Source organism: Tritonibacter mobilis, from assembly GCF_001681715.1.
Classification (GTDB): domain Bacteria; phylum Pseudomonadota; class Alphaproteobacteria; order Rhodobacterales; family Rhodobacteraceae; genus Epibacterium; species Epibacterium mobile.
Genome location: NZ_LNWY01000001.1, coordinates 186347 through 209081, shown reverse-complemented (window position 1 = coordinate 209081; position 22735 = coordinate 186347). Strand labels below are relative to the sequence as shown.

Here is a 22735-nt window from a genome sequence, read left to right as displayed (position 1 = left end):
GGGCATTGAAACCGCATGCCTTGCCGCATTGCGCTGGCGTTGCTACCTCTGGATCAACCCAAGGACAGGAGCCAGCCATGACCAAGCCCGTGATCGACGCCCAGACTCAGATCGAACTGGAAGCCGCCGCCTTTCGCCGCCTGCGCCAACATCTGATGCAGGACCGCACCGATGTGCAGAACATCGACATGATGAACCTCGCAGGCTTTTGCCGCAATTGCCTGAGCCGCTGGTATCAGGAGGCCGCCAATGACAAGGGCATCGAAATGGACAAGGCGCAGGCGCGCGAAATCTTCTACGGCATGACCATGGACGAGTGGAAAGCCAACTATCAGACCGACGCAGGCGCCGACAAACAGGAGGCCTTCAAGAAGTCCTTTGCCGAGAATGTCGGCACCGACAAGGGCTGACTGCCGCCCCTCTGTTTTCATTAGAAACGGACAGCGCCCGCCTATCAGCCGGGCGTTGTTTCATCTATCGCAGGGCAGAACCTGCACACCGTTTGCACAGGCTCTGTGCGGACCTGCGCCTAGGCAGCCCGGACACACAGGCCTAGCTTGATGAGAGTTCCACAATCCTGCACTCCGGGAGATCCCTCATGACTCGCATGCCCACATTCTTTATCTCTCATGGTGGTGGCCCATGGCCGTGGCTGCCGGACTGGCGGGCGCAGTTTGCCCCATTGGAGGCCTCTCTCAAGGCGATGCCGGATCAGCTGCCGGAGCGCCCCAAAGCGGTGCTGATGATCTCCGGCCATTGGGAGACCGAGGGTTTTGCGGTGATGTCCAACCCACAGCCGCCGATGGTCTATGACTACACCGGTTTTCCGCCCGAAACCTATCAGATCACCTATCCCGCCCCCGGCGCGCCGGATCTGGCTGCGCGCACCCATGCGCTGCTTGCGGCGGCGGGCCTGCCGACGCGGCTTGATGCGGAGATGGGCTATGATCACGGCACCTTCGCCCCGATGGCGGTGATATACCCGGAGGCGGATGTGCCGCTCTATCAGGTGTCGTTGCAGCAGGGCTATGACCCGGCGGCGCATTTTGCCATGGGCCGTGCGCTGGCTCCCTTGCGCGACGAAGGCGTGGTCATCATCGGCTCCGGGCTCAGCTATCACAACCTGCGCGCCTTTGGCCCGGCTGCGCGCGTGCCGTCCGAGGCGTTTGATGCCTGGCTGAATGAGACGCTGATGCTCCCGCCAGAGGCGCGGACCGAGGCGTTGATGAACTGGGAACAGGCCCCACATGCGCGCGACTGCCACGCCCAAGAAGACCACCTCGCCCCGATATTTGCGGCCCTTGGTGCAGCAGAGCAGGACAGGATGACCCGGATCTATCACCAGACCGAGATATTCGGCGGTGTGACCGCCTCGGGCTTCCGGTTCGGCTGACATGAAAAAAGGCCACCCTTTTGGGGGTGGCCTTTTGAAGAATTCCGTCAAGTCTTGTGCGGTATTACACAGCCGCCTTGATGCTTTCCTCAAGGTAGATCTCGCGCAGACGCTTGGCGATCGGACCGGGTGTGCCGTCGCCCAGGGCCACGCCGTCGATCTCCACAACCGGCATCACAAAAGCCGAGGCGGAGGTGGTAAACGCCTCATCCGCCGCTTTTGCCTCGTCGATGGTAAAGAGGCGCTCTTCGACCTTCAGCTGCGCCTCTTCGGCCATGCGCAGCACTGCCTTGCGGGTGATCCCGTGCAGGATGTCATTGGACAGCGGGCGGGTGACGATCACGCCATCCTTGACGAAATAGGCGTTGTTGGAGGTGCCCTCGGTCACGTGGCCATCCTCGATCATCCAAGCGTCATCGGCACCGGCTTTCTTCGCCATCATCTTGCCCATGGAGGGGTACAACAGCTGCACGGTCTTGATGTCGCGACGGCCCCAGCGGATGTCCTCGATCGAAATGATCTTGGCCCCCACCTTGGCCGCAGCACTGTCCGCAAGGCCCGGTTTGTTCTGCGTAAACAACACGATGGTCGGCTTGGTATCCTCCGATGGGAACACAAAATCCCGGTCGCCGTCCGAGCCGCGCGTGACCTGCAAATAGACCAGCCCCTCGTCGATGTCATTCAGCTCCACCAGCTTGCGGTGGATCTCCAAGAGCTCGTCCTTGGTGCAGGGCTCGGCCATATCGAGCTCATCCAGCGATCGCTTCAGGCGCACCGCGTGGCCCTCAAAATCGATGAGCTTGCCGCCCAGCACAGAAGTCACCTCATAGACCGCATCCGCCATCAGAAAGCCGCGATCAAAGATAGAGACCTTGGCCTCGGTTTCCGGCAGGTAGTCGCCGTTTACATATACGGTACGGGTCATGGTCGTCTCCTTAGCCCCAGAGCGCAGGCCGCGGGGGATGCACCCCCTCGGCGTCAAAAGTCAGCGGTTCGGGACGGTCTTCGGCCAGAAGCAGCGGCCCGTCAAGATCCGTCACCAACGCACCCTGTGCCACCAGTGTCGCGGGCGCCATCGCCAGCGACGATCCCACCATGCAGCCGACCATCACCTGATAGCCCTCAGCCAGCGCCGCATCGCGCAGTTTCAAGGCTTCCGTCAGACCGCCGGTCTTGTCCAGTTTGATGTTCACAACATCATATTTGCCCTTGAGTTTCGGCAGGCTGGCGCAGTCATGCGCGCTCTCATCGGCGCAGACCGGCACCGGACGTTCCATCCCGATCAGCGCCTCATCTTCACCGGCGGGCAGGGGTTGCTCCACCAGTTCCACCCCAAGGCGCAGCAGATGCGGTGCAAGTTCGGCGTAAACCTCGGCCGACCAGCCCTCATTGGCGTCAATGATGATCCGGGCCTCGGGCGCGCCCGCGCGCACCGCCTCAAGACGGGGCATATCCTCGGGCGTGCCGAGCTTGATCTTCAATAGCGGACGATGGGCATTCTCTGCGGCCTGTTTCTGCATCTCTTCGGGAGAGGCCAGCGACAGCGTATAGGCGGTGATCTCCGGCCCCGGCGCCTCCAGCCCAGCCAATTCCCAGACCGGCTTGCCGGCCTTTTTGGCCTCCAGATCCCACAGGGCACAATCCACCGCATTGCGCGCGGCCCCAGCAGGCAGCAGCCTCTGCAATTCCGCCCGTGTAAACACGTCAGGCAGCGCTTCGACCTGAGCCGTGACCGACTCCAGCGTCTCATCATAGCGCGCATAGGGCACACATTCGCCCCAGCCCACATGATCGTCATCTTCGACCCGAACCGTCAGCACCTTGGCCTCGGTGCGCGATCCGCGCGAGATGGTAAAAACCTGCGCCAGTTTGAACACATCGGGGGTGACAGTGATTTTCATGGCTCTCCCTTCGGGCAGCGCCGCCACCCCTTCTTCATCTTCTTAAAAATATCCCCGCCGGAGGCTCCTGCGCGATCCACAGACGCCCCCGGCAAAGATGTTCAATCAGACCGCAGCCAGCGCGTCCACCAGACGACCGGCGCCGTGGCGATAGGGATCCACCGCAGGCAGGCCCATGCGGCCCTCAACTTCTTTCAGGTACGCCACGGCTTCCTCCTCACCCAAATGCTGGGTGTTGACGGAAATCCCGACGATCTTGCAGTCCTTATTGGCCCGTTGCGCCAGCGGCAGGGCCACATCACGCAGCTCCTCCAGCGAGGGCACATCATAATCGGGTAGACCGCGCATATGGGTGCGGGTCGGCTCGTGACACAGGATCAGCGCATCCGGCTGGCCGCCATGCACCAGTGCCATGGTCACACCGGAATAAGACACGTGGAACAGCGAGCCCTGACCCTCAATGAGATCCCAGTGATCGTCATCATTGTCGGGGGTCAGATACTCGATGGAGCCCGCCATAAAATCGGCGATCACCGCATCCAGCGGCACACCGTCACCGGTGATCAGGATGCCGGTCTGACCCGTCGCGCGGAAGGTCGATTTCATACCGCGCGCCTGCATCTCGGCGTCCATCGCCAGTGCGGTGTACATTTTGCCCACCGAACAATCGGTGCCCACCGCAAGGCAGCGCTTACCGCGACGCTTCACACCATCGGCAATCGGATACTGCACCGACGGCACCCGCACGTCATGCAACTTGCGCCCCGTCGCTTCGGCAACGGCGGCCAGATCCGGCTCGTCGCGCAGAAGGTTGTGCAGCCCGGAGGCAAGGTCAAAGCCCTCTTCCAGCGCCTGCACCAGCACTTTTTTCCATTCCTGACTGATTTTGCCGCCGCGGTTGGCGACACCGATCACCAGCGTTTTGGCACCAGCGGCTTTGGCCTCTGCCAGGGTCATCTCGGTGAGGCCGAGGTTTGCACCGCAGCCGGGCAGGCTGATCTGGCCCACCGCATGGTCAGGGCGCCAGTCGCGGATGCCAATGGCAACCTTGGCGGCCAGCATGTCGGGCGCATCGCCGAGGAACAGGAGATAAGGGGTCTCGATCATATCCAGCGTCCTTTTTTGGAATTCGTCAGAGTTCAAGGTAGCTTGCGGCAATCGCGCTGCAACTTCCTGTCTAATTCGCCGATGCAGCGGATCTTCGAGGGGATTTCTTCGATCATTTGGTGTATTTATCGAAGAATCTCCCACTTGATGACAAAATACGCCCGAGATGGCGCGGATCGCGCAGAAAGACTATGCAGATGCGGCATCGCTAAAATGCTGCAACTGCAAATAAGACTTGCCATTGCATGAGCAACGAAATACCAAAACACGAACCTATTTTGGAATTTATGAACCCGGAGAGACCAGAGATGAGCTTTCGCCTTCAGCCCACGCCCCCGGCCCGCCCCAACCGCTGCCAGCTGTTCGGCCCCGGCTCCAACACGAAACTCTTTGCCAAAATGGCCGCCTCTGCGGCGGATGTGATCAACCTCGATCTCGAAGATTCCGTGGCCCCCTCAGACAAGGATCAGGCCCGCGCCAATGTGATCGAGGCGATCAATACGGTTGATTGGGGCACTAAGACCCTGAGCGTGCGCATCAACGGGCTGGATACACCCTATTGGTACCGAGATGTGGTGGATCTGATGGAACAGGCGGGCGCGCGGCTTGATCAGATCATGATCCCCAAGGTGGGCTGCGCCGAGGATGTTTATGCAGTGGACGCGCTGGTCACCGCGATCGAACGCGCCAAAGGCCGTCAAAAGCCGATCAGCTTTGAAGTCATTATCGAATCTGCCGCAGGTATCGCCCATGTCGAGGCCATCGCCGCCAGCAGCCCGCGCCTACAGGCCATGAGCCTTGGCGCGGCGGATTTCGCCGCCTCCATGGGGATGCAGACCACTGGCATCGGTGGCACGCAAGAAGACTACTATATGCTGCGTGACGGCACCAAACACTGGTCCGATCCGTGGCACTGGGCGCAAGCCGCCATTGTCGCCGCCTGTCGCACCCATGGCGTGTTGCCGGTGGATGGTCCTTTCGGCGATTTCTCCGATGACGAGGGCTATATCGCGCAGGCCAAACGCTCTGCGACGCTGGGCATGGTCGGCAAATGGGCGATCCACCCCAAACAGATCGCCTTGGCCAATCAGGTTTTCACCCCCTCGGACGAGGCCGTTTCTGAGGCGCGCGACATCCTCGCCGCGATGGAAGAGGCCAAAGCCAGCGGCGCGGGCGCAACCGTCTACAAAGGCCGTCTGGTCGACATCGCCTCGATCAAACAGGCCGAAGTCATCGTGGCGCAGTCAGAACTCATCGCCCAGAACAGCTAAAACGCGGTCCCTACACCCCTCCTCTTCTAACTAAAATATCCCGGAGCGCGAGGCAGAGCCTCGCTCCCTCGCGTTCCTCCTCGATGCAGATGGGGTCAATACGGGGTCGGGTTCAAACCCCGAACCCTGCATCAGACCGCAAGGCGCAGCGCGTGCCTGCGGGGTCGCAAAACTCCGCCGTGCTGCCCCATCCGTGGTGAAGCAAACGCACCTCAACACCCCGTTGCCGCAGATCTTCACAGCTTGCTTTGATGTCAGGCACATTAAATCGCAACTTCAGTGGCAGTCTGGCCGGAGGTGCTGCGAGATCTTCCGCCGGTTCGATCATCAAATAAGCGCCACCCATATCAAAGGTACTTAGGGTCTCTCCGGGACGATTGATGCTATGGAGCAGCCTCAATCTCAAACAGTCCCGATAAAAGGCGACGCACGCCTGATAGTGCGACGTGAATAATATAAGACCCGCTGTGGTAATTTTCATACTGACTGTCCCCTGAAAATGGCGGTCACGAAAAGGAGCCTCGGATCTCAAGCGGGGTTGAGGTCAAGCGCGCAGTTTAAGCGCGAACGACAGGTTGTGCGATCTGTGTGTCTGCGGTGAAGGTGACGGGCAGGAGGGGGGGCGCTCCCGCCCCTTTGCGGATCAGGGCAAGCCTGATCCAAAAGCGTTGGGCCAAGCCGGGGCCGCGCCGAAGGCGCGGCCCCGGCCCTGCGGCGTCGCGCGCAGCGCGGCGCAAACCCTCAGATCCAAGGTTCATCAGCAGCACAATGGCCGGCGCTTCCCGGGATGGGGCGCCGTGTCGGTCTTCTTGTCTGGGCGATCCTCGGATTGGGTGGGGATCTGGATGATTAGGACGATAATAATGTTGACGATAAGGAGGCGGCGCCGCCAGATCGGAGATGGACGGGTGTATCCACCCGCGCGCTAAACGTTGTCTCTGCACGCTTCCCTCGCGGGAAAGCCGGTTCCTGGTGTGACCGGGGTGTCAGGCCCGGCCGGTGATCGCGATCATCTGAAACACTAGCGACAGATCAAAAATATTCCCCTGCCAGAGCGTGCGCGCCATGCGCAACACCTCTCGCAGTCCCTGCACCCGGATCACGCGCGCTGGTCCTTGGGTGATCCCATCACCACATATGTCGTGATCGCGGTGACAAAGGGCGAGGTGCCGAGGATTTCGGTGTGGAACTGTTTGTAGCTCTTGAGATCAGCGCATTCGACGCGCAGGAGATACTCGATCGTGCCGGTGATATTGTGGCACTCCACCACCTCCGGCGCGCTGCGCATGGCGTGTTCAAAGGCTTCTTGCGCGTCCTTGGTATGCTCACCAAGACCCACGCCGATATAGGTCACAAACCCCACACCCATGGCCTGAGGGTCCAGAACGGCGCGGTAGCCCGTGATGACACCTGCGCGCTCAAGCTCCTGCACCCGGCGCAGGCAGGCTGAGGGGGACAGGCCGACGCGCTCTGCCAGTTCAAGGTTTGAGATCCGCCCGTCGCGGCTCAATTCTTGCAATATATGTTGATTTATTTGATCTGTTTTCGCCATTTGTTGCGATTATAGCGGGTTTACGCGCGAGATCGCAATTTCATTTCCCCCGCATCGACGCACATTATTGCGCATGATGACCTATGACCTTCTTGCCGCACTTGCGCTCTTTGCCTTTGTCTCCTCGATCACGCCGGGGCCGAACAACCTGATGCTGATGGCATCGGGTGCGAATTTCGGCTTTCGCCGTACCATCCCGCATATGCTGGGAGTGGCGCTGGGGTTTGTGTTCATGGTGCTCTTGGTGGGCGCGGGGCTGGTGCAGGTCTTTGACGCCTATCCGGTAAGCTACACGGTGTTGAAGGTCGGCTCCGTTGTCTATCTGCTTTATCTCGCGTGGAAGATCGCCAATGCAGGCGCGGCCAAGACGGGCGCGGGCAGTGATGCAGGCACGCCTATGACGTTTTTGCAGGCGGCGGCGTTTCAGTGGGTCAATCCAAAGGCCTGGGCAATGGCGCTGACGGCGATCAGCGCCTACACGCCGGATCATACGCTTTGGGCGATCCTTGTGGTGGGGGTGGTATTTGGTGCGATCAACCTGCCTTCGGTGGGGTCATGGACCGTACTTGGCCAGCAGATGGCGCGGTTTTTGACCAGCCCCAGACGTCTGACCCTGTTCAATTGGAGCATGGCGATACTGCTGGTGGCCTCGCTTTATCCGGTGATCTGGCCGCATTGATCCCCTGCGGACCGAGATGCGCACATCGGGTTGTGGCGCGCAAAGCCCCCATCGAGGGGGCTTTACGCGCCCTTTTTCGACGGTGTCGAAAAAGGATGGCCTATTTCAACGGCAGTACGATTTCGGTGAGCAGCTCCTCCGGGGCGGTGCTGCGGGGATCGTTCAGGTAAATCTCATAGCAGGGTTCATCCGCCGGGGTTTCACCTGATTGCGGCAGCCAGCCGCCGAACAGGCTGTCATAGGCGGCAGAGAGCCCGGCATATGGGCCTTTGAAGGTCAGAATGGCCGATTTGCCACCGGGGATTTCAAACGGCTCCAGCCCTTCGGGGGTATCGGTGCCACGGTACTCCGCACCGGCAAAGCTGCGCAGCTCGGCTTCGGGGACCTCGCCCGGGGCATCCATATAGACCCCCATCACCGGCCCCAGATTTGGCCAGAGATTACGGCTGTTGACCAGCGCTGAGAAATGTTCGAACGCCCGCCCGATTTCGGCGTAGGGGCCGATATGGGGGACCGTTACAAGGCGGCGCGCCGGTTCGGTGCGCAGGGTGACATCATACATGGAAAGCTCCTTTGGATCGCGAAGCGCCATGGGCGGCAGATGCTGCCCCTTAGCGCGAAAGGCCCCCGGCGCGTGGCCGTAGGCGGTGGTGAAGGCACGCGAAAAGGAATAGCGGTTGGGATAGCCCACGGTGGCGGCGATATCCTCGATTGAGGCATCCGAATTTGCCAGTGCCACAGCCGCGCGATGCAGCCGGATGCGGCGCACCGACTGACCGCAGGTTTCGCCGGTGAGGGCGCGAAACACCCGATGCCAGTGAAACCGCGACATCGCGGCCACATCCGCCAGTCGATCAAGGCTGAGATCCCCTGCCGGATTGTCGTGGATATAATCCAGCACCCGCAGGATGCGATCTTCGTAACTCTGGGCCATCCGCCTGTCCTTTTGTCATCGTGCCACCCGTGTGATGCCAGAACCGCGCGTGACAAATCTTGCTGAGTTTGCGCAAGCGTCCAGCTGGGACCTTCAGATCGGAGGCAGAGCCTCGCTGCTCAAACGCTGTGATGGGCCTTATCCGACACGGAGAGTTGCATCGGGCGCGGCAGAAGTCCATATAACGGGCAAACCGTGACAGTAGAGACAGCATGACCCAGTATCTTGAATTCGAAAAACCCCTCGCCGAAATCGAAGGCAAGGCGGAAGAGCTGCGGGCGATGGCGCGCACCAACGAAGAAATGGATGTGGATGACGAAGCCTCCGCGCTGGACAAGAAAGCCGCGCAGCTTCTGAAAGATCTCTATGCGGATCTGACCGCATGGCGCAAATGTCAGGTGGCACGCCACCCGGAGCGTCCGCACTGCAAGGACTATATCGAAAAGCTCTTTAGCGAGTACACGCCGCTGGCGGGGGATCGCAACTTTGCCGATGACCTTGCGGTGATGGGGGGGCTTGCGCGCTTTAACGACCAGCCGGTGGTGGTGATTGGGCACGAGAAGGGCTCTGACACCAAATCGCGCATCACCCATAACTTTGGCATGGCGCGCCCCGAAGGCTACCGCAAGGCGGTGCGCCTGATGGAGATGGCGGGGCGGTTCGGCCTGCCGGTGATCACGCTGGTGGACACCACCGGGGCCTATCCCGGCAAGGGTGCCGAAGAGCGTGGCCAATCCGAGGCGATCGCACGCTCTACCGAGATGAGCCTGAAGATCGGCGTGCCAGTGATCTCTGTGATTATTGGCGAAGGTGGGTCTGGCGGCGCAGTCGCATTTGCCACCGCCAACCGTGTCGCAATGCTGGAGCATTCTGTTTATTCGGTGATTTCGCCCGAGGGCTGTGCGTCGATCCTGTGGAAAGACGCCGAAAAAATGCGCGAGGCCGCCGAGGCGCTGCGCCTGACCGCGCAGGATCTAAAAACGCTCGAGGTGGTGGACCGTGTGATCCCCGAGCCGCTGGGCGGCGCCCATCGCGACCCCGAAGCCAGCTACCGCGCTGTGGGGGCTGCGATCACGGAAATGCTGGCGGAAATGAAGGACATGGACGCCAAGGCGCTGATCACCGACCGGCGCAAGAAGTTCCTCGATATCGGCTCAAAGGGGCTGGCAGCCTGATTATGGCGCAGCGCTGATGGAGATTTGAGAGCCCTCGCCAAATTATTGGCGGGGGCTATTTTCATAAGTCCGGGAGGGGCGCAGGGATGTCTGAGACGCTCAAGCTGCTGAAACACCGCTACCCAACTGCGCAGACATTTAAGTTTGGCGATAGTGCTGAATTGAGCGCGGCGCTGTTGGCGCTGGTGCGCAGCGGTAAGAAGGTCGCGACCTGCGGCGCGGTGCGGGATTTTGAAAATGGCGAACCGATGCCGCAAATTGGGCGACGGGATATCGCGCTCCATTGGGATGACACGCCAGCCCTTGTGATCGAAACGGTCGAATTGATTCAGTGCCGGTTTGACGAGGTCACCGAGGCGATGGCTTTGGCGGAGGGGGAGGACGACAGCCTAGACGGCTGGCGTCGCGGCCATCGCGCCTATTTTGAGCGCAATGGCGGGTTCTCACCGGATATGCAGATCCTCTGGGAACGGTTTTTGCTCGTTGAAGATTTCGGCTAGCGGATTTTGCGGCTCCGGCGGCTGCTTCGCCGCCGTCTTACCCCGCAATGGCCCAGACGGACCATTTGAACGTCATATTCAGAGCAGCGGTCGGTTGTGTTTGAGGTGGCGCGCCACGAGCTTGCGTTGCAATTTGCCCGGTGGGATCTGAAACGCCGGTTGCGGCGCGTCTTTCCAGTTTTTCAGTTGCGGGAAAATGGCAAAGAGTTCCGCACGGGCCGCGCGGGGCATCGATTTGATCGCCTCGGGACCGGGAAAGAAACTCTCGGTCGGGGCCCCTTCGGCATAGATGACCTCATGACGATCAAAGACGAGGTGAAAATACTCCACTTCGCCATACCCCGGCTCTGCGAAAATGCCCGGCAGCTCTGTCAGTTGGTGGGCCGCCAGCAAGACGTCGGTTTGCCCAAACATCCGCTCGCAGATCTTGGAGGAGACCAGCATGCGGTGCTGACGCGAGACCAGAAGGTCGCGTTGCGGCAAGCTGTTGCCCAGAGCGCCTGCCATGATCCGCACCGGGGCGAGCTTTGGGTTTGTGCGCAGCGCGGTTGCGCTGATTTTGCGGCTCAGAGAGAGGCGCAGGGGCTTGAAACCCCCATCACTGGTCCGCACCAGAGTGCCTGCGCGCAGATCCTCGACCGCTGTCAGGCCCGTGTCAGTCTCGATCATGGTCCCGCGCACGAAGCAGACAATGGTGCTGTAGAGCGTCGGCGTGCTGGTGTGGCTTTGATAACTGCCAAGCGTGGCACCGACGGAAAAGGCAGAGCCCGGTCCCGGGATGAAATACCAGCTGTTGTTTACATAGAAAAAGTAGAAGGTCTCTACATGTGAATTGCCGCTGGTGTCAGTGAAGGAGACATCAATATCATAGGGCGAGCCGCCGGTCACATAAGAGGGACCGCCATTGATGCTGACGGTTTCATTGTTGTCGCCGGGTCCGTTCAGATAGGGGTCATCATCGTCAATAACCGCAGAGTAAGAGGTATTATACTGGGCATTATACCCGGTACCTGACCATCTAAACGCTGTAACGTTATACTGCGCCACTGCCTCTTACCCCGTGTCGGGCGACTGATTCTCTTGCCTCTAGTCGCCGGATTTCTTAACTTCAGATTTATAATTCTGAAAATTGTGGCACAGGTTTAGCGACAAAACGACAATAATTTTTTGGCGGCTTATTTGGGTGTGTTGATAAATCCCCGCTCTGCCGGTGTCTTTGGGCGGGGGAAACAGGGCGATCAGCGCTGCGCGCGCAGGAACATATCGAGCGCGTCAGAGACCTGTGCGGCGGCGGTTTCGCGGTTTCCCGTCTCATTCAGGGCTGCGCGCAGATAGACGCCGTCGATCAAGGCGGCAAGGCTTTCGGCGATTGGGACGGGGCGTGCGGTGAGTTGGCGCAAATCAAACAAGAGGTTGCTGCGCAATCGTTTTTGATAAAGCTGCATCAGATGCGCGGCATGTGGGTTGGATTGTGCCAGAGCGTAAAAGCTGAGCCATGCGGAGGTTTTGCGCGGGTCAAACACATGGGCGGCAAAATTGGCGCGGATGATCGCATCAAGGCGCGCGCGGGGGTCTTGGGCGCTGGCCAGCTCCGTGCGGACATGGGCGGAGAATTCGGCGAGAATGAACCGCATTGCGGCGATCAGCATCTGTTCTTTGCTGCCAAAATAGTGATGCGCAAGGCCGCTGCTCATGCCGGCACGGCGGGCGATCTGGGCCACGGTCACATCAAGCGAGCGGGTTTCACCGATTTCATCGATCACCGCGGACACCAGCGCGGCGCGGCGCTTTGGCTCCATTCCAAGTTTGGGCATCGCTGTCTCCTGCGTCTGGTCGTGGCCTGCCAATGACAAGCGCGCGGCGGCGGGTCAATCCCGCCGTCGCGCGATGTAATGCGTGGGCCCACCCCGCCCCGCAAGGGAGCGCGCGGGGGAGGGGTGGGCGGCGTGACGTCGCAGGAGGGAGACGCCGCGCTTTTTAGTCCTTGTTGATCCTTGGGTCAGCTGAGGCGAGCGCCGTCGGGATCAAAGAGATAGGATTTGCCCTCCGCGATGCGGAGCTGCAGGCTTTGGCCGGAACGGATCGCATGCTGGCCGAACAGGCGCACGGTGATCTGATGGCCGTTGCAATCGGCAATGACGTTGGTGTCGCCGCCCAGATGCTCCACATGTTTGCTGGTGATCTGGAGCGGGCCTGCGTCATCCAGCATGAGGTCCTCGGGACGCACCCCCAGCGTGTTGGGGTTGCCGTCCTCCAGCAGGGCAGCGGGGAGGAAGTTCATCGCCGGAGAGCCAAGGAAGCCTGCCACAAACTGGTTGGCCGGGTTGTTATACAGCTCCATCGGAGAGCCGATCTGTTCGACACGGCCATCGCGCAGCACCACGATTTTATCCGCAAGCGTCATCGCCTCGGTCTGGTCGTGGGTGACGTAGACCATCGTCGCGCCCAGCTGTTCGTGCAGGTTTGCAATCTCCAGCCGGGTGTTCATCCGCAGCGCCGCATCGAGGTTCGAAAGCGGCTCATCGAACAAGAACAGTTTGGGGTGGCGCACAATGGCGCGGCCAATGGCGACGCGCTGGCGCTGCCCGCCCGAGAGTTCCGACGGGAAGCGGTCCAGATAATCGCCAAGGCTTAGCATGCGGCTGGCTTCGGCCACGCGTTCCTCGATGGTTTCCTTGCTTTCTTTGGCCTGTTTCAGCGCCAAGGACATATTGCCCCGCACATTGAGGTGCGGATAGAGCGCGTAGGATTGAAACACCATGGCGATGCCGCGTTTGGAGGGTGGCGTCTGGTTGACCACATTGCCTGCGATGCAGACCTCGCCGGAGGTCACATCCTCAAGTCCTGCGATGGTGCGCAAGAGAGTGGATTTACCGCAGCCCGACGGGCCGACAAAGACGACGAACTCGCCCTCGTTCACCTCGATGTTGATGTCCTTGAGGACATGCACATTGCCGAAGGATTTGTTCACATTGGTCAGGGTCAGCGCGGTCATGGCGTTACCTCTTTCAGTTTGACAGGGGTCCCGGTGCGGACGCTTTCATCCGCCGCAAGGCAGATTGCCAGCGACTGGACGGCGTCTCGTGCGTGGCGGGAGAGGTCGAGATCCTCACGGATGGCGCGCAGCATATAGGCCTGCTCCGCGTCGCAAAGGTCCTGATGGCCGGGTTCGTCGGGCAGGTCGATCAACTGGTCGCCTTCGGGGCGGTGCACCAACAGCCCGCCAACGCGGGTATGGCCGTCCACATCCGACGAGCCGGATTTGTCGGCTTCGGTGATTGACACGGAGCCTTTGGGAGAGATCACATCTTTGACGAAGAATGCGGTCTCCGACATCATCGGCCCCCAGCCCGCCTCGTACCACCCGACAGAGCCATCATCGAATGTGACCTGAAACTGGCCGTAGTTATACATCTCGGGCGCGATCTCGTCCGAGAGGCGCAGGCCCATGGCGTTGACCTGAACGGGTTTGGCATCGGTGATCTGGCACCAGACATCCACGTAATGCACGCCGCAATCGACGATGGGCGCGGTGGTCTGCATCAGCGCCTTGTGGGTCTCCCACTCAGCGCCCTTGCTTTGCTGGTTGAGGTTCATGCGGAACACGTAAGGTCCGCCAAGTGCGCGGGATTCTTCAATGAGCCGCACCCAAGAGGGGTGGTGGCGCAGGATGTAGCCCACGACCAGCTTGCGTCCTGTTGCCTTGGCGGTGGCGACCACGCGGCGGGCGTCCTTCACCGTGGTGGCGAGGGGTTTCTCGACAAACACATGCGCGCCTGCCTCCATCGCGGCCACGGCATAGTCGGCGTGGCTGTCAGAGTAGGTGGCGACGACCACCAGATCCGGTTTTGTGTCCTCGAGGGCCGCGTGAAAGTCGGTGAAGACCGGATAGCCCTGAAGATCGGGGTGGTCGACCTGGCCCGAGCGATTGACGAGGCCGACAATCTCGGCGCCGTCTTCTTTGTGATGCGCGAGCGCGTGGGAGAGTCCCATGTTACCAAGGCCAGCGATCAGAACACGGGTCATGATGTGACTCCTTTGCGGTTTGAGCCTTCACGCCCCTCTGCGACCGGGCGCTGCCCTGTGTTTTTGCGAACAATACCAATCATTTCACCGCCCCCGACGTGATGCCGCGAATGAGTTGGCGGGAGAAGATCACATAGAGGATCAGCACCGGCAGGATCGCCATGGACAGCGCCGACAGAACCGCGTTCCAGTCGGTCACGAACTGGCCGATGAACACCTGACTGCCAAGCGTCAGCGTCTTGGTTTCCTCGGCAGGGGCGAGGATCAGTGGGAACCACAGATCGTTCCAGATCGGGATCATGTTGAACACCGCCACGGTGGCCAGCGCAGGCCGCACCAGGGGCAGAACCAGCTTAAAGAAGATGGTGAATTCACTGAGCCCGTCGATGCGCCCGGCGTTTTTCAGATCGTCGCTCACCTGTCGCATAAATTCACTCAGGATGAAGACGGCGAGCGGCAGACCTTGCGCCGTGTAGACGAGGATCAGCGCCCAGAGCGTGTTCACCAGCCCGGTGGAGACCATCATTTCAAGGATCGCCACGGTGCCGATGCGGATCGGGATCATGATCCCGAGCGCCAGATAGAGCCCCATCAGCATATTGCCGCGAAAGCGATATTCGCTGAGCGCAAAGGCCGCCATCGCGCCAAACAGCAGGATCAGCGTGAGCGAGCCGACGGTGACGATGAAGGAGTTCTGAAAGTAGAGGAAGAAATCCCCCTGTTTCATCACCGTCTGATAGCCCACGAGGGAAAAGCTGTCCGCATCCGGCAGGGCCAGCGGTTCGCGGAAGATCTTTTTGCGAGTCTTGAAGCTGTTGATCAGGATCACAAAGACCGGAAACAGTGCAATCAAGGTGTAGATGATCAGCGCGCCATGCATTGCAGCCGTGTTGATCGGGTTGGAGCGTGCAGAACTCATGAGTGCCTCCCGTCAGAGCTGGTAGCGGCGCATCCGGGTCTGGATGCCGAAGAGATAAAGACAGACGCCCACAAGGATGATCGCGAACATCGCCCCCGCAATGGCCGACCCCATGTGCGGATCCCCCAGTTGCAGCTGAAAGCCAAAGAACGTCCGGTACATGAAGGTGCCGAGGATATCGGTAGAGAAATCAGGCCCCGCCAGCGCACCTTGGGATGCGTATATCAGGTCGAAGGCATTGAAATTGCCCACAAATGTCAGGATCGAGATGATCCCGATCGAGGGCAGGATCAGCGGCAATTTGATCTTCCAGAAGGCGGCCATGCCGGTGACGCCGTCAATCTCGCCCGCCTCGAGCATTTCTTCGGGGATCGACAGCAGCGCGGCATAGATCAGCATCATCGGAATGCCGACGAATTGCCACACGGAGATCAGCGCCAGTGTGGTAAGGGCGTATTCTTCCTTGCCGAGCCACGGCGCAAAGAGCGATTTCAGACCGACCGCATCCAGCATCGAAGGCGCGATGCCCCAGATGGGCGACAGGATAAGCTTCCACGCAAAGCCCACGATCACAAAGCTCAGGATCGTCGGGATGAAGATCGCGGAGCGATAGAGTGCCGCAAAGCGCAGGCGTGGGTGGCTCAGCAGGGCTGCGAGTGCGATCCCGATGGGGTTCTGCACCAGCATGTGAACGAGGAAGAACCAGAAGTTATTTCCCAGAGCGTTCCAGAATTGCTCCGACCAGATCGGATCAAAGAAGAGCGTGCGGAAATTCTCCAGCCCCACATACACGCGCTCCTGATCGACCTCCTGAAAGAGGGCGAGGCGCAGCGTATTGAAGAGGGGGAAGATCATAACCGAGGTGTAGATCAGCACGGCAGGGGCCAAAAAGAGGGCGATATGCCAGCGGATGCGGGGCTTTTGCATGGGAACCTCCGGTCCAGGTCCCGGACGCGCGGATTGGCGCGTCCGGGAGTGTTACAACAGTGGTTTTAGTGTCGTTTCGGGGACTTACTGTTGCGGTTCGTACCAGGTCTCAAGACCGGACTGGAGCTTTGCGCCCAGAGCTTCGGGGGTCTCGGTGCCTTTGATCGCTGCGGCGGATGCGCCCCAGGTCTCATTTTCGAGGTTCGGCGTGCCACGCGACAGGATCTGGTAGGTGGAGCGGATGGTGCTTTCGCACTCGCCACGCCAGCTGACGAATTCCTTCGCAAGCGGGTCGTCCAGTTCAACCGGAGCATTGGACAGCGGGAAGAAGCCCGGCAGCGCGTTGCCGAAGATGTCGGCAAACTCGGGCGAGGCCACCCATGTCAGGAACGCTTTGGCCGCTTCGGGGTGCTCGGTCGAGGCGTTCATGCCGATCCCGATGTCGGTGTGATCGGAGATGTAGCAGGTGTCGCCTGCGGATTTGACCGGAGCCTTAAAGGCACCCATCTCGAAATCTGCCTGCGTGTTGAAGCCGGAGATTTCCCAGCTGCCTGCCGGATAGATCGCCGCGCGGCCCAGTGTGAACAGGTTCTGGCTGTCAGGATAGGTCTGTGCCTCGTAGCCGTCGCCCAGATAGTCCGCCCATTTGGCGAGCGTTTCAAAAGGCGCAACCCATTGTTCGTCGGTGAGCTTCTGTTCGCCTGCGAGCAGGGCTTTGCGGCCTTCTTCGCCTTTCCAGTAGTTCGGGCCGATGTTGTTATAGCCCATGGTGGCGGCTTCCCACTGGTCGTTGGTGCCCATCGCCATCGGGATATAGGTGCCGTCTTCCTTGATTTTCTCAAGCGCGGCAAAGAATTCGTCTTCGGTTGCGGGAACCTCAAGGCCGAGTTCTTCAAAGGCTTCTTTGTTGTAGATGAAGCCGTGGATCACGGAGGCCATCGGCACGCAGAAGCTCGCTGAGCCATCGTCGGTCTGCCATGCGGATTTCGCAACATCGGAGAAGTTGCTCATCGCGTCCATATCATCAAGCGCGGCAAGGTGGCCCGCCTCATAGAGCGCAAGGGAGGCGTCAAACGGGCGGCAGGTGATCAGATCACCGGCGGAGCCTGCGTCCAGCTTGGAGTTCAGAACCGCGTTATATTCGGTCGGCGCGCTGGGCGTGAATTTCACCTTGATGCCGGGGTGGGCCGCTTCAAACGCGGGGATGATCTTGTCCTGCCACAGGGTCAGGTCGTCGTTGCGCCAGCTCTCGACGGTGAGGGTGACATCCTCGGCCAAAGCGGATGTGGCAACCAGAGCGGTGCCCGCAAGCGCGGCCAACATAAACTTACTTTTCATGGGTCTTCCTCCTATTGGAATGGATTTATTGTTGTTTTTCTTATGTATTGAGCGACGAGAGCGCTGGGCGCAGCTTGCCGCCTGTCGTCTCCAGACGCGCGTTGGCGTCCGCGAGGTCTGTTGCACCAGCTGCAATCAGGATGGCGCATTTCACATTGCCGCCTGCGGCCTCGATGGCGGCATTGGCGGTGTCGTCGGTGGTACCGGTGATGCGGGTCACGATCTGGCGGGCGCGGATGCGCAGTTTGATATTGTCTGCGCGCAGGTTGATCATCATGCCGTCGTGGACATGACCAAGATCGACCGCCATCAGGGTCGACAGCATATTGAGTGCGATCTTCTGGGCGGTGCCGGCCCCCATGCGGGTGGAGCCGGAGATCACCTCTGGCGGGGTTTGCAGCAGGACCGCGTGATCGGCGATGTCCAGCAGCGCAGACCCGGCGTTGTTGGCGATGCCGATGACGCAGGCGCCGCGCGCTTTTGCGAGCTTAGCGCCTGCAACCGTATAAGGGGTGGTGCCGCTGGCAGAGACGCCAATCAGCACATCATCCGGGCCGATCTCTGCGAGGGCGCGTTCCAGATCTGCGGTTTCGTCCTCGGTGCCGCCGGGCATCTCGACCCCGGTGGGCATGCCGCCGGCCATATGGATGCGCAGTTGCGCTGCGGGGATCGAAAACGTGCCGCCCAGTTCAAGGGCGTCGGCCGCGGCCATCAGGCCCGAAGATCCGGCAGCGGCGTAATGCAGTGTGCCGCCCGCGCGGATGGCCCGCGCCATGGCCAAAGCGCCGGCGCAAATGGCTTCTGTCGCGGCAAGAGGGGATTGAGACGCATCGTGTTGCGCATGGGCCAAAATCTCTGCCACCTCAGCCAATGGGCGGGCGTCCAGATCTTTGGCGTTTTCGTGCAATTGTTCCGTGGCAGCGGTCGACACGTGATTCCCTCCAGATTTGAACCAACGATACCCATTTGATACCTTTTGTCTACCATTACGTGCTGAAACCGTAATTTGGTCCGCAAAAATTCCGGTTTCTCCGATATTTCCGGTTTTTCTCCCGGTGTTGGTTCTGTTTCTGTCTTCCAAAATTCGATTTGGTATCGTAATGGTATTCTCATGACGGACACATTGAAAACCTCTGTTCTGGCTCTCGATGGTGGCGGCACACGGTGTCGGCTGGCGCTATCCGATGGGGATTCGGTGATCACGGTAGAGACCGGCTCGGCGAATATTTCTACCGATATGGCGGGGGCTGTGGCGCAGGTGCGCGACGGTCTTGACCAACTGGCTGAAACGACAGGCCATAGCGCTGCGGCGCTGGCCATGTGCCCGGTTTATATTGGAATTGCCGGGGTGACGGGCGCGCAGATCGCCGAGCGGTTCTCGGATGCGCTGCCTTTTCAGCTGGTGCGCGTGACCGATGATCGCCCCACCGCACTCAGTGGCGCATTGGGCGGCAGTGATGGACTCATTGCCCATTGTGGCACCGGGTCGTTCTTTGCCGCGCAGATCGAAGGGCAAAGCCGATTCGCAGGCGGCTGGGGATCGGTGCTTGGCGATCCGGCGTCGGCGCAATGGGTGGGACGACGCGCGCTGGCCTGCACGCTTGAGGAAGTGGATCGCCTGCGCGAGTCCTCGGAACTGGGGGCGCAGCTTCTGGAGCGGTTTGGCGGCTCGGCAGAGATTGTCGCCTTTGCGGTCAAGGCGCGGCCAGCGGATTTTGGCCGGGTGGCGCCGGATGTCACCGCCTTTGCTGCCAAGGGCGATCCGCTGGCGGTAGAGATCCTGACGGATGCCGCGCATGAGATCGCCACGACGCTACATAAGATGGGGTGGAAAGCCGGATTGCCGCTGTGCCTGACCGGCGGGATTGCACCGCAGTTCCTGCCCTATCTGCCACCGGCCATGCAGGAAGCCTGCATCGCGCCGCGGGGCACGCCGCTCGACGGGGCGATTACGCTGGCGCATGAGTTCGCACGGGAGGTGCGGGATGACCATCACTGAATTCCTGAAACCCGACATCTGGTTCGATCAGGGCGCAGGACCGCGCTATGTGCAGCTGCGCCGCCGCCTCGAAGAGGCCATCCAGTCCGGTGTGCTGCCCCCCAACAGCTCCTTGCCACCCGAGCGCGAGATTGCCGAAATCACCGATCTGTCGCGCGTCACCGTGCGCAAGGCCATGCATGAGCTGGTGCAGCAGGGGGCGATCGAACAGCGGCAGGGGTCTGGGTCTTTTGTACGCGAAAGCACCGCGCGGGTTGAACAATCGCTGCGCCATCTGACGTCCTTTACCGAGGATATGCAGCAACGCGGGTTGGAGACCACCTCGAAATGGCTGGAGCGTGGCGTCTTCCTGCCCACCGAAGAAGAGGTCTCTGTGCTGGGGCTTGGCGCTGAGGACTCGGTGGCCCGGATCTATCGTCTGCGGGAAGCGGGCGGTCAGCCCATGGCGCTGGAGCGCGCGGCTTTGCCGCTCAGTATTCTGCCGAACCCGCTGGAGGTGACCACTTCGCTTTATGCAACGCTGGGGGTGATCGGCCACCGCCCGGTGCGCGCGATCCAGAAAATTTCAGCCATCAATCTGGAATCGACGGAGGCAGACCTGTTGAACGTGGCCGAAGGCACCGCCGGGCTGCGCATTCAACGTCTGTCTTTCCTCGAAGATGGCCGGGTCGCGGAATTGACGCGCTCGCTTTATCGCGGTGACGCCTATGACTTCGTCGCGGAGTTGCAACTGTCGGGCTGAGCCTCAGCCGTTGCGACCTGCCTTACTCCTCCCTTCCTTAATGACTGATCTGCCCAGTGAAAGGTTTTGAACCATGAACGCTCCTCAAACGCAGATGCGCCGTGAAATCAACGAAATCCCCGACGCGGTCGAGCGCCTTCTGAGCGAAGGCGCGGGCGCGGTGACGGCCACCGCCGCTGAAATCCGTGACCTCGCCCCGAGCTATCTGTTGTCGGTGGCGCGGGGCTCCTCGGATCACGCCTCGACCTATCTGAAATACGCCAGCGAATTGCTCTTGGGCCTGCCGATGGCGTCGGTGGGGCCGTCGGTGAAATCCATCTACGGGGTTGATCTGAATTGCGCGGGCGCGCTGAGTATTTCTGTGTCGCAGTCGGGCAAAAGCCCGGACATCGTGCAACTGACCTCCGCCTTCCGCGACAAGGGGGCCTATACGGTTGCGATCACCAATGACGCGACCTCGCCACTGGCGGAGGCCTCTGCGGCGGTGCTACCCATCCACGCGGGCCCCGAGCTGAGTGTTGCGGCCACCAAGACATTTGTCACCTCGTTGGTGGCGGGTCTTTGGCTGCTGGCTGAAATCAAACAGGATGCTGAGCTGTTGGATGCGATCCGCAAACTGCCCGGACATTTGGCCAAGGCAAAGGATTGCGATTGGAGCGCGGCGGTTGAGGCCATCGACGGTCAGTCGCTTTACACGCTGGGGCGTGGGCCAAGCTGGGCGATCTCCAACGAGGCGGCGCTGAAGTTCAAGGAAACCTGCCAGATCCACGCCGAGAGCTATTCTGCGGCGGAGGTGCTGCATGGTCCGGTGTCGATCGTGGGTGAAAATTTCCCGGTGATTGCCTTTGCCGCGGCTGATGCGGCCGAGGAAAGCGTTGGCGACATGGTGCAGGCGCTCGCGGATAAGGGCGCGCATGTCTTTGCCACTACGGATAAGGCCAAAGGTGCAGAAGTTCTGCCGCATGTGCGCACCGATCACTGGATCACCGATCCGATTTCCTCGATTGTGTCTTTTTACGGCATGGTTGATGCCGTCGCGGCGCGGCGTGGGCTGAACCCGGATACACCGCGCCACCTCAACAAGGTTACGGAAACCGTATGATGCAACGGCTGATTACCTTTCTGGGCGGGCCGATCTTTGACGGCAAACGCCTGCGGCAAGGCTATGCAGCACAGTTTCGCGCAGGTCAGCTCGCGAAGATGGTGCCGCTGACGGAGTTAGGCGAGCGCGGCGATATGATCGATCTGGGCGGCGATATCCTGTCGCCCGGCTATGTCGACCTGCAGGTGAATGGCGGCGGTGGTGTGATGTTGGGCGATGCGCCGAACGTGGAGACGATTGCGACAATTTGCGATGCGCATCGCAGTCTGGGGGCGACCACGATCCTGCCAACGCTGATCACGGATACCGCCGAGAAGACCCGCGCGACGCTGAAGGCTGGGATTGATGCCCATGAGGTCGGGGTGCGTGGCTTTGGCGGTTTGCATCTGGAAGGGCCGCATCTGTCGGTCGCGCGCAAGGGGGCGCATGACGCAGCCCTGATCCGTCCGATGGATGAAAGCGACCTCAGCGCGATCTGCGAGGCGGCGGCCCTGCTGCCCAAGCTCAAGGTCACGATTGCACCGGAGAATGTCACGCCTGAGCAGGTGACGCGGATGGTGGAGGCGGGCGTTCTGGTCTCGCTTGGCCATACGGATGCGCCCTTTGACACCTGTGTCGCCTATGCCAAGGCGGGCGCGGGTTGTGCGACCCATTTGTTCAACGCCATGAGCCAGTTGGGCAATCGCGCGCCGGGTCTGGTGGGGGCGGTGCTGGACACCGCAGAGCTGTCGGCGGGATTGATTGCGGATGGCATCCATGTGCATCCCGCCAGCCTCCGGGCGGCCTGGCTGGCCAAGCGGCGCGGGCCGGGGCGGATTTTCCTTGTGTCTGACGCCATGGCCGTTGCGGGCACGGCGGATAGCGAGTTCCGTCTGGAAGGACGCCGGATTACCCGCAGCGAAGGGCGGTTGTGCTTGTCTGATGGCACCTTGGCGGGGGCGGATCTGGATCTGACCACGGCGCTCAGGGTGCTGACCAGCCAATGCGCTGTGTCCCTGGATGAGGTGCTGGAGGCGGCAACCTCGATCCCAGCGGCGCTGATTGATGCGCCGGTGGATCTGAAGCTGCCGGGGCAGATGTTGACGGATATGATCCGGATCAAATCCGATCTGAGCGCGGCATCACCCGTGATTGGCTAAAGGTTTGCCAAAGTGCATGGCCGGGCGCATG

Annotated in this window: 24 protein-coding genes; 10 read left to right on the top strand and 14 right to left on the bottom strand. The window is 60.8% G+C overall.

The features are described from left to right. The first annotated feature begins 77 nt into the window (after window positions 1-77). A complete protein-coding gene (locus UB90_RS01000; protein ID WP_009175766.1) occupies window positions 78-410 on the top strand; it encodes a DUF1244 domain-containing protein in 333 nt (110 codons plus the stop codon). A 188-nt stretch (window positions 411-598) separates the two neighbouring features. Beyond that, on the top strand, window positions 599-1393 hold the full coding sequence (locus tag UB90_RS00995) for a DODA-type extradiol aromatic ring-opening family dioxygenase (RefSeq protein WP_065324639.1): 795 nt from the start codon (window positions 599-601) through the stop codon (window positions 1391-1393). A gap of 64 nt (window positions 1394-1457) precedes the next feature. On the opposite strand, the gene UB90_RS00990 is transcribed toward UB90_RS00995, so the two are convergent. The 3 genes from UB90_RS00990 to dgcN all read right to left on the bottom strand — a co-directional run bounded on the left by UB90_RS00990 (window position 1458) and on the right by dgcN (window position 4401). Beyond that, the gene (locus UB90_RS00990) at window positions 1458-2318 is read right to left on the bottom strand and encodes a D-amino-acid transaminase (RefSeq protein ID WP_005664442.1); all 861 of its coding nucleotides are present in this window, start codon (window positions 2316-2318) and stop codon (window positions 1458-1460) included. 10 nt (window positions 2319-2328) lie between these two features. After that, the gene (dgcA, locus tag UB90_RS00985; RefSeq protein WP_065324638.1) at window positions 2329-3294 is read right to left on the bottom strand and encodes an N-acetyl-D-Glu racemase DgcA; all 966 of its coding nucleotides are present in this window, start codon (window positions 3292-3294) and stop codon (window positions 2329-2331) included. 105 nt (window positions 3295-3399) lie between these two features. Beyond that, window positions 3400-4401, bottom strand: a complete 1002-nt coding sequence (gene dgcN, locus UB90_RS00980) for an N-acetyltransferase DgcN (protein WP_009176053.1) — start codon at window positions 4399-4401, stop codon at window positions 3400-3402. 308 nt (window positions 4402-4709) lie between these two features. Here dgcN and UB90_RS00975 point away from each other — a divergent pair, with 308 nt between their 5' ends. Further along, window positions 4710-5672, top strand: a complete 963-nt coding sequence (locus UB90_RS00975) for an L-malyl-CoA/beta-methylmalyl-CoA lyase (protein ID WP_065324637.1) — start codon at window positions 4710-4712, stop codon at window positions 5670-5672. 112 nt (window positions 5673-5784) lie between these two features. Here UB90_RS00975 and UB90_RS00970 read toward each other — a convergent pair whose 3' ends face one another. Both UB90_RS00970 and UB90_RS00960 read right to left on the bottom strand, forming a co-directional pair. Continuing rightward, window positions 5785-6153, bottom strand: coding sequence for a VOC family protein (locus UB90_RS00970; protein ID WP_065324636.1), 369 nt, complete (start codon window positions 6151-6153; stop codon window positions 5785-5787). Between the two features lie 618 nt (window positions 6154-6771). Beyond that, a complete protein-coding gene (locus UB90_RS00960) occupies window positions 6772-7224 on the bottom strand; it encodes an Lrp/AsnC family transcriptional regulator (protein ID WP_065324634.1) in 453 nt (150 codons plus the stop codon). A 76-nt stretch (window positions 7225-7300) separates the two neighbouring features. Here UB90_RS00960 and UB90_RS00955 point away from each other — a divergent pair, with 76 nt between their 5' ends. After that, on the top strand, window positions 7301-7903 hold the full coding sequence (locus UB90_RS00955) for a LysE family translocator (RefSeq protein WP_065324712.1): 603 nt from the start codon (window positions 7301-7303) through the stop codon (window positions 7901-7903). A gap of 100 nt (window positions 7904-8003) precedes the next feature. Here the strand turns inward: UB90_RS00955 and UB90_RS00950 are convergent, their stop codons facing one another. After that, window positions 8004-8837, bottom strand: a complete 834-nt coding sequence (locus UB90_RS00950; RefSeq protein ID WP_065324633.1) for an AraC family transcriptional regulator — start codon at window positions 8835-8837, stop codon at window positions 8004-8006. Window positions 8838-9049: 212 nt separating this feature from the next. Between UB90_RS00950 and UB90_RS00945 the strand changes: the two genes are divergently transcribed. Both UB90_RS00945 and UB90_RS00940 read left to right on the top strand, forming a co-directional pair. Continuing rightward, the gene (locus tag UB90_RS00945) at window positions 9050-10012 is read left to right on the top strand and encodes an acetyl-CoA carboxylase carboxyltransferase subunit alpha (protein ID WP_005636089.1); all 963 of its coding nucleotides are present in this window, start codon (window positions 9050-9052) and stop codon (window positions 10010-10012) included. Window positions 10013-10098: 86 nt separating this feature from the next. Beyond that, on the top strand, window positions 10099-10512 hold the full coding sequence (locus UB90_RS00940; RefSeq protein ID WP_065324632.1) for an ASCH domain-containing protein: 414 nt from the start codon (window positions 10099-10101) through the stop codon (window positions 10510-10512). Between the two features lie 78 nt (window positions 10513-10590). On the opposite strand, the gene UB90_RS00935 is transcribed toward UB90_RS00940, so the two are convergent. The 8 genes from UB90_RS00935 to UB90_RS00900 form a co-directional block, all read right to left on the bottom strand. Beyond that, a complete protein-coding gene (locus UB90_RS00935) occupies window positions 10591-11559 on the bottom strand; it encodes a Hint domain-containing protein (protein WP_065324631.1) in 969 nt (322 codons plus the stop codon). Between the two features lie 191 nt (window positions 11560-11750). Beyond that, entirely contained in the window at window positions 11751-12326 is a 576-nt protein-coding gene (betI, locus tag UB90_RS00930; RefSeq protein WP_065324630.1) for a choline-binding transcriptional repressor BetI, read from the bottom strand. Between the two features lie 185 nt (window positions 12327-12511). Next, window positions 12512-13507 carry an ABC transporter ATP-binding protein gene (locus tag UB90_RS00925; RefSeq protein ID WP_065324629.1) on the bottom strand — a complete coding sequence of 332 codons (996 nt, stop codon included), beginning with the start codon at window positions 13505-13507 and terminating at the stop codon, window positions 12512-12514. Further along, the gene (locus UB90_RS00920; RefSeq protein ID WP_065324628.1) at window positions 13504-14538 is read right to left on the bottom strand and encodes a Gfo/Idh/MocA family protein; all 1035 of its coding nucleotides are present in this window, start codon (window positions 14536-14538) and stop codon (window positions 13504-13506) included. Before UB90_RS00920 ends, UB90_RS00925 begins: the two co-directional genes overlap by 4 nt. A 79-nt stretch (window positions 14539-14617) precedes the next feature. Further along, window positions 14618-15457 (bottom strand): carbohydrate ABC transporter permease, encoded by an 840-nt coding sequence (locus tag UB90_RS00915; RefSeq protein ID WP_011536775.1) that lies wholly within the window; start codon window positions 15455-15457, stop codon window positions 14618-14620. Between the two features lie 12 nt (window positions 15458-15469). Further along, the gene (locus UB90_RS00910) at window positions 15470-16384 is read right to left on the bottom strand and encodes a carbohydrate ABC transporter permease (RefSeq protein ID WP_009176119.1); all 915 of its coding nucleotides are present in this window, start codon (window positions 16382-16384) and stop codon (window positions 15470-15472) included. 84 nt (window positions 16385-16468) lie between these two features. Continuing rightward, window positions 16469-17722 (bottom strand): ABC transporter substrate-binding protein, encoded by a 1254-nt coding sequence (locus UB90_RS00905; RefSeq protein WP_005650227.1) that lies wholly within the window; start codon window positions 17720-17722, stop codon window positions 16469-16471. 40 nt (window positions 17723-17762) lie between these two features. Next, window positions 17763-18653: an N-acetylmuramic acid 6-phosphate etherase gene (locus UB90_RS00900; protein ID WP_065324627.1), complete on the bottom strand. Its 891-nt coding sequence runs from the start codon at window positions 18651-18653 to the stop codon at window positions 17763-17765. Between the two features lie 180 nt (window positions 18654-18833). Here UB90_RS00900 and UB90_RS00895 point away from each other — a divergent pair, with 180 nt between their 5' ends. From UB90_RS00895 to nagA, 4 genes are all read left to right on the top strand, one after another. Next, window positions 18834-19721, top strand: a complete 888-nt coding sequence (locus UB90_RS00895) for a glucosamine kinase nucleotide-binding domain-containing protein (RefSeq protein ID WP_065324711.1) — start codon at window positions 18834-18836, stop codon at window positions 19719-19721. Next, complete coding sequence (locus UB90_RS00890; RefSeq protein ID WP_005648325.1) at window positions 19708-20463, top strand: GntR family transcriptional regulator; 756 nt, start codon at window positions 19708-19710, stop codon at window positions 20461-20463. Before UB90_RS00895 ends, UB90_RS00890 begins: the two co-directional genes overlap by 14 nt. Before the next feature lie 73 nt (window positions 20464-20536). After that, on the top strand, window positions 20537-21565 hold the full coding sequence (locus UB90_RS00885; RefSeq protein WP_065324626.1) for an SIS domain-containing protein: 1029 nt from the start codon (window positions 20537-20539) through the stop codon (window positions 21563-21565). Then, window positions 21562-22704, top strand: a complete 1143-nt coding sequence (gene nagA, locus UB90_RS00880) for an N-acetylglucosamine-6-phosphate deacetylase (RefSeq protein WP_065324625.1) — start codon at window positions 21562-21564, stop codon at window positions 22702-22704. The genes UB90_RS00885 and nagA overlap by 4 nt, the downstream gene beginning before the upstream one ends. Window positions 22705-22735: the final 31 nt, after the last annotated feature.

Bases quoted from the DNA above. Each gene is read 5' to 3' on its own strand.
- UB90_RS00885 (WP_065324626.1), top strand. From the start codon at position 20,537: ATGAACGCTCCTCAAACGCAGATGCGCCGTGAAATCAACGAAATCCCC.
- nagA (WP_065324625.1), top strand. From the start codon at position 21,562: ATGATGCAACGGCTGATTACCTTTCTGGGCGGGCCGATCTTTGACGGC.
- UB90_RS00890 (WP_005648325.1), top strand. From the start codon at position 19,708: ATGACCATCACTGAATTCCTGAAACCCGACATCTGGTTCGATCAGGGC.
- UB90_RS00945 (WP_005636089.1), top strand. From the start codon at position 9,050: ATGACCCAGTATCTTGAATTCGAAAAACCCCTCGCCGAAATCGAAGGC.
- UB90_RS00970 (WP_065324636.1), bottom strand. From the start codon at position 6,153: ATGAAAATTACCACAGCGGGTCTTATATTATTCACGTCGCACTATCAG.
- UB90_RS00975 (WP_065324637.1), top strand. From the start codon at position 4,710: ATGAGCTTTCGCCTTCAGCCCACGCCCCCGGCCCGCCCCAACCGCTGC.
- UB90_RS00920 (WP_065324628.1), bottom strand. From the start codon at position 14,538: ATGACCCGTGTTCTGATCGCTGGCCTTGGTAACATGGGACTCTCCCAC.
- UB90_RS00950 (WP_065324633.1), bottom strand. From the start codon at position 8,837: ATGGCCCAGAGTTACGAAGATCGCATCCTGCGGGTGCTGGATTATATC.
- dgcN (WP_009176053.1), bottom strand. From the start codon at position 4,401: ATGATCGAGACCCCTTATCTCCTGTTCCTCGGCGATGCGCCCGACATG.
- UB90_RS00990 (WP_005664442.1), bottom strand. From the start codon at position 2,318: ATGACCCGTACCGTATATGTAAACGGCGACTACCTGCCGGAAACCGAG.
- UB90_RS01000 (WP_009175766.1), top strand. From the start codon at position 78: ATGACCAAGCCCGTGATCGACGCCCAGACTCAGATCGAACTGGAAGCC.
- UB90_RS00960 (WP_065324634.1), bottom strand. From the start codon at position 7,224: ATGGCGAAAACAGATCAAATAAATCAACATATATTGCAAGAATTGAGC.
- dgcA (WP_065324638.1), bottom strand. From the start codon at position 3,294: ATGAAAATCACTGTCACCCCCGATGTGTTCAAACTGGCGCAGGTTTTT.
- UB90_RS00995 (WP_065324639.1), top strand. From the start codon at position 599: ATGACTCGCATGCCCACATTCTTTATCTCTCATGGTGGTGGCCCATGG.
- UB90_RS00910 (WP_009176119.1), bottom strand. From the start codon at position 16,384: ATGCAAAAGCCCCGCATCCGCTGGCATATCGCCCTCTTTTTGGCCCCT.
- UB90_RS00955 (WP_065324712.1), top strand. From the start codon at position 7,301: ATGACCTATGACCTTCTTGCCGCACTTGCGCTCTTTGCCTTTGTCTCC.
- UB90_RS00895 (WP_065324711.1), top strand. From the start codon at position 18,834: ATGACGGACACATTGAAAACCTCTGTTCTGGCTCTCGATGGTGGCGGC.
- UB90_RS00905 (WP_005650227.1), bottom strand. From the start codon at position 17,722: ATGAAAAGTAAGTTTATGTTGGCCGCGCTTGCGGGCACCGCTCTGGTT.
- UB90_RS00915 (WP_011536775.1), bottom strand. From the start codon at position 15,457: ATGAGTTCTGCACGCTCCAACCCGATCAACACGGCTGCAATGCATGGC.
- UB90_RS00925 (WP_065324629.1), bottom strand. From the start codon at position 13,507: ATGACCGCGCTGACCCTGACCAATGTGAACAAATCCTTCGGCAATGTG.
- UB90_RS00940 (WP_065324632.1), top strand. From the start codon at position 10,099: ATGTCTGAGACGCTCAAGCTGCTGAAACACCGCTACCCAACTGCGCAG.
- betI (WP_065324630.1), bottom strand. From the start codon at position 12,326: ATGCCCAAACTTGGAATGGAGCCAAAGCGCCGCGCCGCGCTGGTGTCC.